This is a genomic window from Bacillus sp. GC_Bacil_1 (assembly GCF_026540675.1).
In the GTDB taxonomy this organism is placed as follows: Bacteria; Bacillota; Bacilli; order Bacillales; family Bacillaceae_G; genus Bacillus_A; species Bacillus_A cereus.
Genome location: NZ_JALNUG010000013.1, coordinates 141,656 through 159,057, shown reverse-complemented (window position 1 = coordinate 159,057; position 17,402 = coordinate 141,656). Strand labels below are relative to the sequence as shown.

Below are 17,402 nucleotides of genomic sequence, written 5' to 3'. Positions count from 1 at the left end.
TGGTACAACCGTGTATACATTTATCAAACAAACTACATAGTTTAAATTAGTAAAATATATAGAGAGGAAGGAAATAAATCTATGAAAGTCATAATTTTGTGTGGCGGAAAAGGGCTTCGGATGCAAGGAATTTTAGAGGACATTCCCAAACCATTAGTTCGAGTTCAAGGAAAGCCTCTCCTCTTGCATATAATGAATTGGTATAGAAAATATGGACATTCTGATTTCATTTTGCCCTTAGGATATAAAGGTGAGAAAATTAAAGAATATTTTATGGACTTTAGCTGGAAAGAGAATGACTTTAGTTTGAATTTTAAAACCAGTCAATATACGCTACTTCAGGAATTAGAAAATTGGAATATACACTTTATAGATACAGGAATTGATACAATGACCGGGGCAAGACTAAAAAAACTTGAATCCTTTGTACAGGGTGAAACCTTTTTATTAACTTATGGTGACGGATTAGCCAATATAGATATTGATCAACTAATAGCATTCCATAAAGAAAAAGGAAAAATTGCTACATTAACTGGAATTAAAAAAAATAGTCAATACGGCCTATTGGAGGTCGAAGATGGAATTGCTATTGATTTTAAAGAAAAACCATTACTTGATGAAGTAATTAATGGCGGGTTTTTTGTATTTAACAAAGAAATATTCGATTATTTAAGTAATAATGATGATTGTGTTCTAGAAGAAGATCCTCTTCGAAATTTAATAAAAGACAATGAGCTCGCAGTCTATGAACACAATGACTTTTGGGCTAGTGTCGATACACCTAAAGATTTAAAAACTGTAAATGAAAGTTGGAATCCAAATAAATTTTAGTGGAGAGGACTGAATAAGCATTGAACTCTAATGATAAAAAAATAAGTTTACCTCGATTGTATATCCCCTCTAATGAGAAAATAGTTAACCCACTTTCAACAGGAATTAAAGCTTCAAATCTCTCCAAAAAAAATACTCAAAAAAGACATCCCCAATTCTATAATCAACAACATGATCTAAATAATCATTTCTGCGTCATTGTAGGTAGTGAGTATGTCTTGAAAATTATTGCTTTACAGCAATCACTAATGCAGTACTCAGAAAAATTCACATTGTGGATTTGTTGTATAGATCCTTTTGCATATTCACTATTAAAAGAAATGAGTTTAATTAATGTAAACCTTTTACAAGTTGAAGAATTAGAAGATCGTGAACTAAAAGCAATTAAGAGAAAAAGAAAAGTAAATGAATATTGTTGGACTTTAAAATCTGTCTTGATAGAATATTTATTGGTCAATTATGATTTACCATCTATTCTATATTGTGATGGTGATTTATGCTTTTTCTCTGACCCTAATATTATTTTTGAGGAATGGGGTGACCATTCTATTTTCCTAACCCCCCAAAGAGATCGTGATTGGGTAGAAAAGATGTATGGAAAATATCAGGCCGGTCTAATTGGATTTAAGAATGATCTCTATGGACTAAAAAGTGTAAGATGGTGGAAAAATAAATGTATAGATTGGTGCAGTGCCGAGGCTGAGGAGGGGAAATTTGGAGACCAAAAGTATTTAGATTATATCCCTATATATTTTCCAAAAGTAAAAATTTCAAATAACTTAGGTATAAATGCTGCGCCTTGGAACTGTATATATAATAACGATTATAAAATTGACAAGACTAAAAACGATGTATTTATTGAAAACGACAAACTAGTTGTTTACCATTTTGCATGTATTACTATCTTTACTGAAAATGATTTTGACCTTTGGTCTTTGGGAGAAATTTCAATACCCAATAATATATTAAACCATATTTACACTCCGTATTTAGAGAGAATTCAATTTGTTTTAAAGCAATTAAAGGATAAATTCAATAAAGATACTAAACAATTTTTAAGTAAAAAAGATATAAATAAAGCTCAAACTTTATATAAAGATTCACAATTAAGAAGAAAAATGAATCAATCCAATCATTTTATGAACTTTTCCATGATTATAAGTAAAGAACGATTAATTCAAGGATTGACCTCTTATTATTCCTTAGAAAATTTCAACGCTAAATTTACTGTATGGATCTGTTGTATGGATGATTTAACTTATCAAATATTAGAGAAATTAAAATTAAAGCACGCCATACTAATTCCAGTAAAAGAAATTGAAAATCATGAACTCCTCAGTATAAAAAATGATAGAAGTTTACAAGAATATTGTTGGACATTAAAAGCGCCCCTATGTCTACATGTCCTTAGTCTTTATCCGGAAGTTGATCACATTATATATTGTGATGCTGATATGTATTTCTTTACAGCACCTAATATCATTCTTGATGAGTGGTGGAAATACTCTGTATTCCTTTGCCCTCAAAGAAGCTCTACTGCAATTGAAAGCATACACGGTATATACCAAGCTGGTTTAGTAGGCTTCAAAAACGATCAAAATAGTAAAGAAATTTTAACATGGTGGAAAGATAAATGCCTAGAATATTGTAATAATCATTATGATGTTGAAATGAATAGATGGGGTGACCAAAAATATTTAAATCACATTCCTAACATCTTTTCTAATATAAAAATCATGACTCATAAAGGTATTGATGCAGCACCTTGGAATGTCATTTTAAATAGCAGTTCTATATCTAAAACAGATAATAAAGTTTTTATTGATCAAGATGAATTAATAGCTTTTCATTTTGGAAGTATGCAAATTATTAATCCAAACGAGTTCGATTTATGGAAACAAGAAACTTTAGAATTACCTCCAGCAGTTTTAGATTATATATACATTCCTTATATTGAACAATTGAACAAGACATGTCATACCCTTCATAATACTTTTCAAAAATCTCCCTCCTCTTTATTTGCTGACCAAATTGATACAACAACAATAAAAAATCATTTTAAATACCCCTCCCCTCATCACAATTAAGACTGATACTTTCCTTATTTAAAAATAAATCTATTTATTTCAGCAACTAAAAATACATCTTAATAAAGGATAGATTATCACTATGATTGCTTCATTTAAAAATAAAACTTTCCTTATTACTGGTGGATACGGTTTTATTGGTTCTCACTTGGCACGAAGACTTTTAAATTTACAAGCAAAAATTGTTCTTTTCATAAGAACACCATCAAACTCTTGGAGACTAAAGGATATTCTAAAATATATTGAAACCTATGAAATAGATATACGAGATAAAAAACAAGTACAAGATGCAATAAAGAAAATTAATCCCGATTATATCTTTCACCTGGCAGCCTATGGTGTAAATTCTGCCCATACAGATTACATCCATGCTATAGAAACAAATGTTATAGGGACTTGTAACATTATTCAAGCAGCAAAATTGGTGAATTGTAAAAAAATCATCAATTTTGGGAGTAGTTCTGAATACGGTAACAAGATGGAACCTATTCATGAAAATATGTTACTAACTCCTGTGGATATCTATGGAAGTACCAAAGCTGCTGCTACTATACTCGCCCATCAAATTGCTAGCGAAAACAATATTAATCTTATAACATTAAGACCTTTTGGCATATTCGGAGAAGGCGAAGAGCCGCATAAAATTTTTAGCTATATAATCTTGCGAGTATTACAAAACAAAGATGTAAATTTAACTTTATGTAATCAATTAAGAGATTATTGTTATATAGAAAATGTAATAGATGCCTGTATCCTAGCAGTAGAAAATACTACTGTACAAAATGAAATCTTTAATATTGGGAGCGGCACTATTCACCCCTTGAAACATTATGTAGAATTATTATTCAAACATTTGAAAACCAATTCCAGACCAAATTACGGTGCAATTTCCTCTAGAACAAATGAAAGATGGGTTCCTGAAGCAGATGTGCAAAAAATAAAAAACTCTCTTTCCTGGGAACCTAGAATTAATATTGAAGAAGGAATTATAAAAACTGTTAATTGGTATAAAAATAATAAACATTTATACCTAACCCCCTAAAAATAGGGTACTAAAGGAGGTGGACTAATTGTTAAACCAAAACTTTAATAATGCTTTTTACGGAAAAACAATTTTAATTACTGGACATACTGGTTTTAAAGGTTCTTGGTTATCCCTATGGTTGAATGAATTAGGTGCTACTGTAATCGGATATTCATTAGATCCCAAAAATAAAAATGATAACTTTAACATTACTAACCTTCAAAATAATATAATTGATATTCGTGGAGACATTAGAGATTTTAATAAATTAAATAAGGTTTTTACAGATTATAAACCTGAAATTGTATTCCATTTAGCTGCCCAACCTCTAGTTAAGTATTCATATGAATATCCTAGAGAAACATACGAGGTAAACGTTGTAGGAACTATGAATGTACTAGAGGCAATTCGATTACATGAATCAGCTAAAATAGGAATTATGGTGACAAGTGACAAGTGCTATGAAAATAAAGAATGGCCTTGGGGTTATCGTGAAATTGACCCTATGGGCGGCCATGACATATATAGCTCAAGTAAAGGATGCTGCGAACTTTTAATTTCTTCCTATCGAAATTCTTACTTTTCAGAAGAAAACTTTTCTCAACACAAGAAAATAATTGCAAGCGTTCGAGCTGGTAATGTAATTGGTGGTGGCGATTGGTCAATAGATAGAATTATTCCTGATTGTATACGAGCATTAGAATCAAACAAAAACATTATTATTAGAAACCCTACTGCTATTAGACCCTGGCAACATGTACTAGAACCCTTAAGCGGGTATTTACTCCTTACAGAAAAAATTATAAATAATGGTATCCTTTATTCAGGAGCATGGAACTTCGGGCCATCCCTAAGCAATATTGTTCCAGTAGAAAAATTAGTGACCAGTTTACTAGATATTTGGGGCTGCGGGGATTGGACAGCAGAAAATATAGGTCCAATAAAATTCCATGAAGCAAATTTACTGAATCTTGACATTAGCAAAGCAAAATTCAATCTTAATTGGCAGCCAAAATGGTCCCTACAACAGACTTTAGAAAATACAATAGAATGGTATAAACATTATAATTCTTACACCAGTTCTGAGATGATAAATCTATGTATTAGCCAAATCAAACAATATTGCATGCTTTGAACTACTCCCACATGCTCATACTTGCTGTGAGTTCCTTATGGAGTGAGTCTTCTTGGTTAAATAATAAAAGACACATTAATTTTTATAGTCTAAATTATAAACCTACTATACCTAAAATTATGTGATTGTCCATTAACAAAGATTTTATTTCTTCGGTTATTTCAAATCAACTATTGATATTATATTGAAGAATAAAGGAATCACGTATTTTTCTAGTGATTCCCTTGTTCTGAGAAAATAATGTCTTGCTTTAACGACAATACAGTATATGCGATTATTAATTTATTTGTTCTAGTTATGAAAAAATCTATTCCTGTCAAAAGAGCTTTCTTCAAAGAAAAACTTCCTATTTTTTTCTACTTACCCTACTCGAAAAGTAAATAATGTTATTTTTCAGATAATTATATCTACTATTTATAGAATTACACTGAGCTTTAACAAGTTTATGCTTATATATTGATTCTCTTATTTATTATCACCAATGTTGATGAATTTATGCATAGCTTATTCTATACACAAATAGCTTTTTGAATTATCTTTTCAGAATAAGTAAAGGAGACTTTCTCTTTTATGCACTTTCCCCTTACCAGTCTTAAATTTCCCTTTAATCAACAATAAGAACAAATCTTCTATAAAACCAAGCCATAAGTAAGATAATTTCCCTATTAAAAATAATGAGGTATTCTGTTTCACCTTTTTACATTATCTAAATAAGGACTTGTAGGAATTCTTACAAGTTCTTTTTTTGTTTTCTTTATTCTCTTCTTATTTACACACACAAGATTTATATATTTGTTTGTAATACATACTATAGTATCTGATAAACAATTTAAAAAGTAATATGTAATTGATCCGTTTTAAGAAAAGGAAATTTCATAAATCTTCAATCACAGTTTCTTAGTTCACCTAATAGAACGTATAAAGACTCATATCATTTTTTGATAATTTTTGGATGTTTTATTCTAAGTACATTCGACAACAATTGATTATTTTCTGAATTTTCTTGAAAAAGTTGTAAAATCATACTATTTTTTCTTCTATTTTGCTATGATAGTTACAATTAAATTGGATTAGGATATTTCTATAAGATGGGGGCGTATATTATGAGTGTCTCAGTAAAAGGAAATGAGCAGTTAACCTCTCTATTAAACGACTGGTATCGATCTATGCTATCTCAACAAGTTATAAAAGCTACTAATCTAAAAAAGAAAATTGATGAAAAAATCAGCAAATTAAGTACTGAGCCAAATCAAGAACATCAAGATCAAAATTTGTTACTATATTATTCACTACTTGAATTCCGTTATAATGTCTTAACAGATAGCCTTGGTATTCAACAAAATAGCTTTGATGCCATTAGTGACTATGATATGCCTACAGACCATTTTCTACGCTTCTATTATCACTTTTTTAAATCCATTCATTCCACTTTTATATCAAATTTTACTGAGGCAGAGGAACATTATAAACTGGCAGAAAAGATATTAGTAGACATACCAGATGAAATTGAACACGCTGAGTTCTACTATAGAATTGCTACTTTTTATCACCATACCTATAACATGCTTGCTTCTATCGAATACGCAAATAAATCGAGAGTAATCTTTTCAAAATATGAAGGTTATGAAGTAAAAACAGCCTTTTGTAATAGTTTGTTAGGTGGTTGCTGCATCTATTTAAAACAGTACGAACAAGCTGAAGAATATCTACAATGTGCAATTGATTTACTACAAAAGAATAAGGTAGAAGATTCCTTGTTATACGTAAAAAGTACTATGGGGTGGCTGTATTCTGATCAAAGTATGTCTACTTTAGCTATTCGCCACCTTTCAGAAGTAACAGAGAAAATCCCTACACACTTCAAGGCTATCTTCCTACAAGCTAAGGAACATTATAAGTTAGGAGAACAATCGACGGCTAGCAAACTCATTGTTAAGGGATTAAAAATCTGCAGAGAAATCCATAACGAAGAATATATGCATCACTTCTTTATTTTAAAAAGCTTAAACGAAAACATTCCATTGGAAGAATTAGAAAAAATCATTCAAGAAGGAATCTTATACTTTGAGAAAGAAGAGTTATGGGAATATGTTGTCGAATACGCTGAATTATTTGCCACAAAATGTAGACAATTAGAGAACCACAAAAAGGTAAGTGACTATTTCCATATTTGTTATCAAGCAAGACTAAAATTAATTGAAAAAGGAGTCTTAAAATAATGAAAAAAATTAGCTTATTATTATCTGGCATTGCTTTTATTGGGGTATTAACGGTGGGAATTTTTCAGTTTTCTAAAACAAATCAGCTTGCTACTCATGGTCATTATCCTACTCCTTCATATAGTGTTGGTGGTGCACCACAACAAATTTAATGTAAATGTATTTAAAAACCCTCCAAATGGAGGGTTTTTAAATGGCTTATCTGCCTGTTCAATACGTGTAGAGAGTACGTATTATACTTATATACTATGTTATAAGATTTTTCATTTCCACTCTGTAACAAGATTCTAGCATTCTCTCCTAGAATCTCAACTTAAATCTTAAATCCACCAATTAACTCTTGAAGTTCTTCCGCCATCTGCGCTAATTGTATTGCTGAAGAATTTATCTCTTCCATAGAAGCATGTTGTTCCTCAGATGAACCAGCTATCGTTTGCATACTTGAAGAATTCTCTTTTACAGCCATAGCTATTTGATCAATCGATGTATCAACTTTCATTGCATCAGTTGTCATTTTATTTGATAGTTCTACCATACCATGTACTTTTGATACAATTTCATTTGCAGATTTTGAAATCTCATAAAAACTTTGTTTTGTATCATTCGCAACCTTAATTCCCGACTGTACTTCTACTCCTACTGCATTCATAGCTTTTACAGTCTCATGTACGTCTGCTTGTATTTCCTTAATTAAACTTCCAATTTCCATCGAAGAATCGGATGATTGCTCTGCTAGCTTCCTAACTTCATCGGCAACAATTGCAAATCCTCGCCCCTGTTCTCCTGCTCTAGCTGCTTCAATTGCTGCATTTAATGCTAATAAATTTGTTTGTTCCGCAATATTTTGAATCGCTTCTAATATACTTCCAATTTGTTGCGATTTCTTATCTAATAATTTTATTACATTATCGGATTGAGAAACAGAGTGATGGATAGACTGCATTTGTGTTACAGTTTGTTCTACTAATTGTTCACCTTCATTGGCTTTTTGTTTTGTGTATATGGATGAAGCCGATACTTCAGATGCATTCTCAGCTACATATTGAATATTTCGTGTTACCTCACCAATTAATTCAGCTCCAGACTCAACTTCATTATTTTGAACCTCTGCACTATTCGAGATCTCTTCCATCTCTTTTGTAATTTGTTCCGTCGCAACGCTTGCTTGTTCTACACTAGCAGTTAGTTCCTCAGAAGACGCAGCTACATGTCCTGCAGATGTGTTAATTTGAGAAATAATATTACGTAACGACTCTGCCATTGTATTGAAACTACCGCCTAATTGACCAAGTTCATCCTTTGAACGAATATCTATTTTCTCGGTTAAATCTCCCTGACTAATTCTTTGGGCCGAAATAACTAATTGTCTTAGTGGATTAATAATAGATCTAAGTATGAATAAAATTACAATTCCACCTAACAATAATGAAGCCCCTATTATAGTGAGCGTTTTATAAAAAATAGGATTGGTAGCTTCTTCAATTTCTTTCGTAGGCATTACGCCAGCTATTTTCCAACCTGTTTTTTTGTTTGTCTTAAAGCTTATGTTTCGATCTTCCCCGTTAAGGCTATAAGTAATTACGTCATCTTCTTTTTTGTACAGTTCATCCGCTAAAGTTTTCTCTAATTTCTCTCCTGGCTTTAGTGATGGATGAACAACTATTGTTTTATCTTGACTGACTATAGATACAAATCCTTGCTTTCCAATTTTAATCATTTTGGATGTTTTTACTATATCTTTAATATTCAAATCTACGCCAATGACACCACTTTTATCTGCATTTTGCTTTGCAATTGCTATTACCATATTTCCTGTAGACTTTGATTTATATGGAGATGAAACAATGATCTCTCCATTTGCTTTTACTGCATCCTTATACCAACTGCTTTCTAACGGATTAAACCCTTCTGGTATTTTTCCAACAGGTGCATGAATAAATTGATTGTTACTGGATGCCGTATAAATCGTTTCTATCTCTGGATGTAACTGTATATATTGATCAAATTTACTCTGTACATTTTGCGATTGTTCAGGATTATAATCCCCTTGTGTGAGTACCTTTGCAAAATGAGAGACATCTGTTTGCTTATTTTCTAATTCATCATCAACAATCTTATCTAAAATACTTATATTATCTTGTGCTGATTGTAAAATTGTTTCATTAAGATCTGTTTTTGCTTTATTATAAGATGATATTCCTACGATTAGACTTGGTATAATTAATATTGCAATAAATGCCATAGACAACTTCGTTTTAAGCTTTATTTGTCCCAATCTTTCTTTTATATTAAACACTAGATACTTCTCCCTTTCACTTTTACTACTGATATAGTTTATTTAAATTTTTCTCCTTTATTTTTTCTACATATATTTACAGTACCATTCGAAATGAAACCCCTATTAAATCCTATCATCTCAACTTCCTTATTTAACGATTTAAATTTCACAGGCAGCGTTTTATCTATCCTCCTTTCGAATATGTTATCTTTCCATATTCAGCAATTCTAAAACTACGAATTGTTCCCAATAAAATGGATGAAACATAACCTTCATTTAACAGATATTATTTGACCTTGATTGGATAAAAATTTTAATTTAGCGCTATTCAAATCGGATGAAGTCTTTACCATAATAAATTCTCTAAAAAATAACTACATAAATTTATTCTTTGTATGATTATGTTTAACAGCCTTTGAACCATTCTAAATGCATCACACTATTCATGAATCATTTACTACGGCCGATTTTGTTGTAAGAGATAACTAAACCATAAATTCTATATAAAAGAATAAAATAAATTGGAGAAATTCATTGTAACACGTATACATAAGTAATAGATATAAAATCCGATAATATATTATTACCTTATAATAAATAAATAATTCAGTATAAACTGTATTTTATTTCTATAGAAGAATCTTTCCCTATATGCAATATTACATATAATCTACCTTATGTAGTTTGTTATACTATGCATGTGGATTTTTCATCCAAAAATCCACCCAAACGCATATTTATGTATATGCCACCCTAATTGATGAAAGTGAGAAGAATGTTTATCATTTTTCTCACTTTTTTATTTAGGCTCTGTTAATATTGTATTAAATAAGGGAAGACACCTTAGAGTTGGTGCTTCCCTTATTTGTTGATTATTCAAATCTAAAATAGGTATTTTCTAAACCTATTCTTTGCTTTAATGTTCTGCCCAAAGCATAATTATTTGGTAATTCTTTTTCAATGACACAAATAATATAACCTGCTTTTCCTGTTGTTAAATTAGTTAGTTGTAAGTATTTAGTGTTGTCGTAGATATAAGAAATAATATATTCATAGAAATTATTTTTTTTATCTTCTCTATTCATACCAACATTGTACAACCTAACTCTTGCTCCTACCCAAATTTCATCATCATCAACATTACTTAAAGGCATCCATTTCGAGTTATCCAATATTTCACCCTTTTCTTAATTCATTCGTTTATACACGAATGTTGCTAGACACAAACTATCATAAGCATCCGTCATTTCATTGATTAGACGACCACCGACAGAGAAAAAAGACTCAACATAGCTTTTTACCCATTGAAACACTTGCTCTTTTAGTTATTTTTACATTTTGAATCTACGAAAATGAATTCCCTTATAAAAACTCTAACAGAGAATCTTCCTTCCAAATTTCACCTAGGAAATTATTTGTTTTCCAAAAAACCTACCAACATCTTTATCAACTCATTTTAGAATATTTAAACAATAATTCCATATACATTACCTGCATAAATTATTCATTTTCTTTTATATAAGACCTACTTTTTACTTTTGATAGACTATTAGACATTGGATTATTATACATAAATCCCAAAAACATGCGGTATTTTGTAGAATTTTGTCTATCAATATGTATGTACACCCTTTTGTAGTGGATATAGACTGTGAGGTGTAAGGAGATACCTTACAAAATAATAAAAAGGAGATTATAGAATGAGTAGATTAACAAAATTCTCAAAGTTAGTATTTGCAACTTTAATCGCGGGAAGTAGTCTAAGCACCTTTGTTTCGTCACACAGTGTACAAGCTGACACCTTAGATCCTAATTACCAAGACAATGTAAAATTCATACCACCTTCTAGTGCTAGGCCAACATTGGAACAAAAAAACACTATTGTTCCAGAAGCAAAAGTTGTTAAAAACCATTATGTAAAGTACTCTAAAGCACATTTCCAAACTAAAGAAAGTATACCAAAAGAGATTTATTATTCTTCAGAAGGCTTTAAGGGCTATATACAGGCAAGTACCGTTTGGGATATGGGAGATCATTTCGCAACACTATATTCCGGAACCGTTATTCGATGTTAGACTTTTAATCCATTCTCCCCTAATGCTTAAAATGATTAATAGCTCACTGCCAATACTGTAATATCTATTGTTCATAAAATAAACCACAAAATCTTTCGATTTCATGGTTTATCAAATATAAAGATAATGCTAAACGAATACTCTAACATTACCTTCCCCAAAGTTAATTATAGAGTATTTTCAAAAAAAAGACACTCTTGTAGTGTCTTTTTTATAGTATTTTAAAAAGAATTCCACCTACTAACACCTTTTTGTTGCGCCTATTCGTTTATTTCAATATGATACTTTTCCATCTCGTATATGCAATAGACAATAATAGCTAAACTCCAACTGACACTATAATAATTATGTGTGTAGAAGTCATATCCCGCTTTAATACCTTTCTCTATTACAACTAATGTAAATCCTAAAGCCACCCATCTGTTAATTTTCATCTTTATAAACGTTAAAGAGATAATTATTAAAAATAAAATATTTATAAGATGATTTATCATTAGCTCATATTTTTGAATGTATACTGCCATTATACAAGCAACGATATTAGTCGCAATGCCAAAGGCAATCACCGCTCCCCAAACCCTGTCCGAAAGTCCCACTCCTGAGTCAGTCCCTTCCTAAACAAATATCCCTTTCTTTAATTCATTCCTACACCCTATTCAAGATATGCTAAATTATCCTTGTCTGATGAATATCTATTTATCTTTTCATATAGAGCAAACAAAATTTCTACTCATAATTTTTTCTTTATTAGACAAACTATGTCTAAGCCGTTTGAACTAGCGGCTTCAATCTTCTGGTAATGGGATAGCACAATTTATTGAATTGACTAACTCATTCAACCCACTGGCACCGGCAGGCAACAAAATAGTTGTCTGCCATTTTCATGTATACTTTTTCTAATTTCATTTCGAACCAAGTGTGTGCTGTACTGATTTCAAAAGGACAGAATTTCATTTTTTAAAATGTAAAAAAGATAAGGTCCTGTCTACTTTTGGTATAGGACTTTTTCTTTTCACACATACTATTTTTGAACCTGTTTCCAATACATGTCCTAATGGTGTCTTGAGTTCCTCCTAAAAAGGGCTGCAGATACTACTGCATGCCCTTTTATTTACGTTGCTTCTCTATATTGAATAAAATAATTAAAAACTAAAAATGTAATATTACATTTTTTTCTGTTCAGATTATGTTAGGATTTACTTCGTAGTCGAATTATGGTTTCGTATCTAATTCAGCAATATGTGAACTGTTTACCTAAAGAAAAGACACCCAAAAGGTGTCTTTTCTTCTTTTAATCTAAAAAACATTTTTTCTTTTCAGTAAGATCCAATTATCCCTCTAACCTAAACCTCATAATTAAAGGCAATTTAATCATTGTACTCAAGAGTTTTCATCCATTTCAATATACCTATAGCTTAATTTAAAATCACATTTCCAGCACTATATTTGCTTTCCTACAGATTTTCTGTCTTGTTCTTAATTCTGTCAAAATCCTCATGTAGCTATACAAAGAATATATGCTACTATGATATTAAGAAACTATGCGTTCCCTTAACCCTGTATCCGGCCCTGTATTTATTACAGGGTCTTTGTCTATTTTATTTAATACACATCCAATTTCAGTTAAAATTGTTTAAATGTTAATTAATTTTTGAAATGATATAACTATAAGCTCTTTTAACAAATAAAATATAATATTAGACATATTTAACCAACTTGGGGCTATTATTAGTTTTCTAAATATGTACTTCATTAACACCATACAAATAGTATTAACTATCTTAATTGAATATTAGTAATAGTAAGTATAAACATTATCAATTTACTACATCTTACATTTATGTAAAAATAAATACGTGTTAAGCTTTTTCAAAATCTTTCCCCTAATAAAGATTTGAAGTAGCATTTCATGATTCTCCTTACTGTTAATATGCCTTGAAAAAGAACCCTATAGGGTTCTTTTTCTTCTCATTATAACCTCAGTAAGTCCATGCAAAAAGGACTGCTAATTATTTGCAGCCCTTTTACACGTTAATATACACTTGTATTACATGCTTAAAACTTTATTGTATTAGGTATTTATACCAACTAAACATGCCATTATCATTTAGATATATAACACTTCAAAGTTTAGAAGTATACAATAACAAATCTTTCCCAGCTTCCAGCTACATAACTAGTAGCTGTTAATTCTCTACCACCATTTGCTGATATATATCTACCATTACTTAGTGCTTGTAATACATATATCCTATTGTCTCCACCATTATATAAGATAAACTTTTCCCATGCACCAATTGATGTACGATCTGCTACTACTCTACCATTTGGCTCAAACGAAACATACTTCCCATTACTTTTAGCTTTTAAAGCGTACGTATATAATTCCCCAGTCGAAATTAATTCGAATTTCTCCCATCCATTAACTGCATTACGATTTGCTATTATATTTCCCGAAGGCTCAGCCGAAACATATTGTAAATTTGCTGCCTGTATAGCAACTGTCCAACTTCCATTAAATAAATTTACGCCTTTTAGTGAACCTGCTTTTGATAGATTGGCTGCCGATACATCATTCGATGGTGTAATCATCAATATCATTAAAACCATCGACAACACCATTAAAACTAACCTTTTTGAGATTGTATTACCACTTGCACGTGTTATGAAACTTTTCATTCTCATTCCTCCCTTAATATACATAGAACTCATATATATATCATACCAAATATGTAAAATATTGTAACAACAGAGAGGATTTATCAACAAATACCTTACTATTCTGTTTCTTTTTTCTCAAATCTATAACACTTAAACATTTATCAATTCTCAAGCACATTTTTAAAATTCCCCCCCCTGATAAACAAATGTAGCAGTTGATGGCAAGGAGAGTATATACAAAAGAGAGAGTAGTTTCATTTCACTTTTCTTTAAATAAAAGCCAAATAGCCGTTCATAATGAACGACTATTTGCATCTAACTAATAATTAGAAGGTTCTTCATGTTAATCTATTTTGTTTAATCCCGTTGAAGTAACTTGATAGGTTCTTTTTTTGCCTATATATTCTTGTTTATTATTCTCAAGGTTAATAAGTGTAGCGCGTGTCTTTTCCTTTACTGCTTCCCCTTCCATATGGGTAATCTCAATGTAATCTCCCGCTTTTACGGGCACCTTTTGGATTTCAGCAGTTTGTTGTCTATTTCCTACTATTTCCTTATTATACACAACACTACCGGTCGAATTCTTTACTGTAATACTTGCATACGTATTATTAAAGTAAGAATGTGGTACGCCTGCTTCTAAATTCACCTGCATTTTCTCTGTTGTCCTATTATAATCAACTTTTGCGATTTCTCTATCACTATATCCTTTTAAAGACCACCCAAAATGATTTCCATCTAAAACCGTTGTTTCTGGCATTTTTTCTACTTTCTTCAAGCCTTCTTTTGTAACTTCGTACATGACTTTTTTTCCAAAACTTTCTTGTTTACTATTATCTACATTTGTAAGAGTAGCTCTATGTACACCTTCTAGATGTGTTAACTCTATATAATCCCCTACTTTGACTGGAAATTTTTGCGATTCAGCATTTTGCTGTTTGTTTCCATAAATCTCTTTGTTATAGACCACTTTTCCTGATGTGTTTTGTACTTTAATACTCGCATACGTTTCATTAAAATAATGATGCGGTACGCCTGCTTTTAAGGCGATTTGCATTTCTTCTGTCGACTTATTAAAATTAACTTTTGCAAACTCGAAATCACTAATTCCTTTTAGTGACCATGCAAATTGATTTCCATCTAAAATTGTAGCTTCGGGCATTTTTTCTGCTTTCTTCAGACCTTCCTTTGTAACTTGGTATATTGCTTTTTTTCCAAAGCTTTCTTGTTTACTATTACCTACATTTGTTAAAGTAGCTCTATGAATACCTTCTAGATGTGTTAATTCAATATAGTCTCCTACTTTGACTGGAACTCTTTGCGATTCAGCATTTTGTTGTTTGTTTCCATAAATGTCTTTATTGTATACTACTTTTCCTGATGCATTTTGTACTTTAATACTCGCATACGTTTCATTAAAATAATGATGCGGTACGCCTGCTTTTAAGTCGATTTGCATTTCTTCTGTTGACTTATTGAAATTAATTTTTGCAAACTCGAAATCACTAATTCCTTTTAGTGACCATGCAAACTGGTTTCCTTCTAAAATACTAGAAGAGTCCGGTATATCTGAATTAAAACCTAAGTTATCTAATATAGATTTTAGATCAGGTAAAACACCTATTCTATCATTCCACGGATCTTGAGATTTTGTTCCTGTATTCGGATTACTTAAGATATTTCTTAATTCGGCTGGTGTATAAGGAGAACCTCGATGTTCTTTAGCAATACCTTGAATCGAAGTTGCTGCTCCAGCAATAATTGGTGAAGCACTTGATGTTCCACTAAATGTTGATGTATATAAATTTGTAGTATTTTGACTTGGATTTGCTGATGTTGTATCAACATTTTCTCCCCATCCATATACATCTAATCGACTTCCATAATTTGAAAACCATAAACGTTTATGTGGAACAGTTGATGATCCCGCCCCAACCATAATAGCACCTGAATCCTTGAAGTCTGGACTATTTCGATTTAAGATCTTTTTTCCATTACGATCTTTAAAATTATCTAAGTCGTTTGAACCATTTGCGCCAGCTTCTATAATAATAATCCCTTTATCTGCACCAACACGAATTGCATCAAAAATATCTGGATGTACTTCTACAGGTAAATATTTATCCCCATACCCATCATACGAAGCTTGTGCCTCTAATAAAAGAATATCTCCCGCTTGTAAATTATGTACAGCACTTAAAATAGCATCCGCTGTATTATAAATTCCATTATCCCTGATCTGGGATATTACTTTTACATTTGCACTTGGTGCAATTCCAATATTTCCAATTTGATTATCTTCTGATGAAACAATTCCTAATACAGAAGTACCATGAGCTCTATGCTGGCTTATATTTTGTCCAGACATAAGCTTTATATTTTTATTAACTAGATCCTCATGGTTCAATAACCATCCATATTCCATATCCACAAAAGTTGTACCCTTTCCGTCACCACCTTTAATGCTCCAAGCATGCGAGGCATTAATTCCCTTTGGTGCCGCTTCAAGATATCCTTGATTTTGAAATCTAGGATCATCGTACGGATTTACAGACAAATCTGGTAACTGTATTTCAGGAGGTGTCAAAATTTGTTTTTCTTGTATATAAGCCTCCTCTACGAGAGGAGATGTTTCAAATTTTTTCAATAATAATTCTATTTCTATGTTATTAGGAGCTTGTACAATATAATAATTTAATAAATTATTAGCTGATTCATTAGCAACTGATTTAGATTGTACTGATAACTTTTCAATCTCTATCGGATTTACAGATGAGAACAGACGATTCAAAGTAAGTTCTGTATTTTCGGAAAATAACTTCTTTAAATTGTTATCATAATCCCCATTTTTTATTCGTTTCTCAATACCATCTTCATAAGGTAAGTCAATTTGATTTTTAAACTTTACAACTAATCTTTCTTCCTGTGAATCTCTTTCTTTGTATGTGACATTATAAGATTCAGCGTAAACTTTATTATGAATACTATCATTTTGTAAAATTAGATCTGTTCCTACAAATGTGGTCATTGCAATTGATGAAATTAGAAACCCTTTAAATATGTTCATACTATACCCGCCGATCTATATTCTC

General features: G+C 31.1%; 12 protein-coding genes. 7 read left to right on the top strand and 5 right to left on the bottom strand.

All coding sequences use genetic code 11. From position 1 onward, the window contains the following. Positions 1 to 81 precede the first annotated feature (81 nt). From OXT04_RS20090 to OXT04_RS20065, 6 genes are all read left to right on the top strand, one after another. Complete coding sequence (locus OXT04_RS20090; protein ID WP_000864429.1) at positions 82 to 831, top strand: sugar phosphate nucleotidyltransferase; 750 nt, start codon at positions 82 to 84, stop codon at positions 829 to 831. 20 nt (positions 832 to 851) lie between these two features. Continuing rightward, the gene (locus tag OXT04_RS20085; protein ID WP_001087519.1) at positions 852 to 2,918 is read left to right on the top strand and encodes a hypothetical protein; all 2,067 of its coding nucleotides are present in this window, start codon (positions 852 to 854) and stop codon (positions 2,916 to 2,918) included. An 82-nt stretch (positions 2,919 to 3,000) separates the two neighbouring features. Further along, positions 3,001 to 3,960, top strand: a complete 960-nt coding sequence (locus tag OXT04_RS20080) for an NAD-dependent epimerase/dehydratase family protein (protein ID WP_000561952.1) — start codon at positions 3,001 to 3,003, stop codon at positions 3,958 to 3,960. 28 nt (positions 3,961 to 3,988) lie between these two features. Next, positions 3,989 to 5,077 carry a CDP-glucose 4,6-dehydratase gene (gene rfbG, locus OXT04_RS20075; RefSeq protein ID WP_267417023.1) on the top strand — a complete coding sequence of 363 codons (1,089 nt, stop codon included), beginning with the start codon at positions 3,989 to 3,991 and terminating at the stop codon, positions 5,075 to 5,077. A gap of 1,103 nt (positions 5,078 to 6,180) precedes the next feature. Further along, positions 6,181 to 7,296, top strand: coding sequence for a response regulator aspartate phosphatase (locus OXT04_RS20070; RefSeq protein ID WP_000116965.1), 1,116 nt, complete (start codon positions 6,181 to 6,183; stop codon positions 7,294 to 7,296). Beyond that, positions 7,296 to 7,448, top strand: a complete 153-nt coding sequence (locus tag OXT04_RS20065; protein WP_000724110.1) for a hypothetical protein — start codon at positions 7,296 to 7,298, stop codon at positions 7,446 to 7,448. The genes OXT04_RS20070 and OXT04_RS20065 overlap by 1 nt, the downstream gene beginning before the upstream one ends. A gap of 161 nt (positions 7,449 to 7,609) precedes the next feature. Here OXT04_RS20065 and OXT04_RS20060 read toward each other — a convergent pair whose 3' ends face one another. Together OXT04_RS20060 and OXT04_RS20055 are read right to left on the bottom strand one after the other, a co-directional pair. Further along, entirely contained in the window at positions 7,610 to 9,592 is a 1,983-nt protein-coding gene (locus OXT04_RS20060; protein ID WP_141537081.1) for a methyl-accepting chemotaxis protein, read from the bottom strand. A gap of 854 nt (positions 9,593 to 10,446) precedes the next feature. Continuing rightward, a complete protein-coding gene (locus OXT04_RS20055; RefSeq protein ID WP_267417086.1) occupies positions 10,447 to 10,728 on the bottom strand; it encodes a hypothetical protein in 282 nt (93 codons plus the stop codon). A 546-nt stretch (positions 10,729 to 11,274) separates the two neighbouring features. Between OXT04_RS20055 and OXT04_RS20050 the strand changes: the two genes are divergently transcribed. Further along, the gene (locus tag OXT04_RS20050; RefSeq protein ID WP_000088962.1) at positions 11,275 to 11,649 is read left to right on the top strand and encodes a hypothetical protein; all 375 of its coding nucleotides are present in this window, start codon (positions 11,275 to 11,277) and stop codon (positions 11,647 to 11,649) included. Positions 11,650 to 11,909: 260 nt separating this feature from the next. Here the strand turns inward: OXT04_RS20050 and OXT04_RS20045 are convergent, their stop codons facing one another. From OXT04_RS20045 to OXT04_RS20035, 3 genes are all read right to left on the bottom strand, one after another. Then, on the bottom strand, positions 11,910 to 12,245 hold the full coding sequence (locus tag OXT04_RS20045; protein ID WP_097821377.1) for a hypothetical protein: 336 nt from the start codon (positions 12,243 to 12,245) through the stop codon (positions 11,910 to 11,912). A 1,534-nt stretch (positions 12,246 to 13,779) separates the two neighbouring features. Next, the gene (locus tag OXT04_RS20040) at positions 13,780 to 14,328 is read right to left on the bottom strand and encodes a fascin domain-containing protein (protein WP_000834557.1); all 549 of its coding nucleotides are present in this window, start codon (positions 14,326 to 14,328) and stop codon (positions 13,780 to 13,782) included. A 325-nt stretch (positions 14,329 to 14,653) separates the two neighbouring features. Further along, positions 14,654 to 17,377, bottom strand: a complete 2,724-nt coding sequence (locus OXT04_RS20035) for a putative mucin/carbohydrate-binding domain-containing protein (protein WP_097821378.1) — start codon at positions 17,375 to 17,377, stop codon at positions 14,654 to 14,656. Positions 17,378 to 17,402 lie beyond the last annotated feature (25 nt).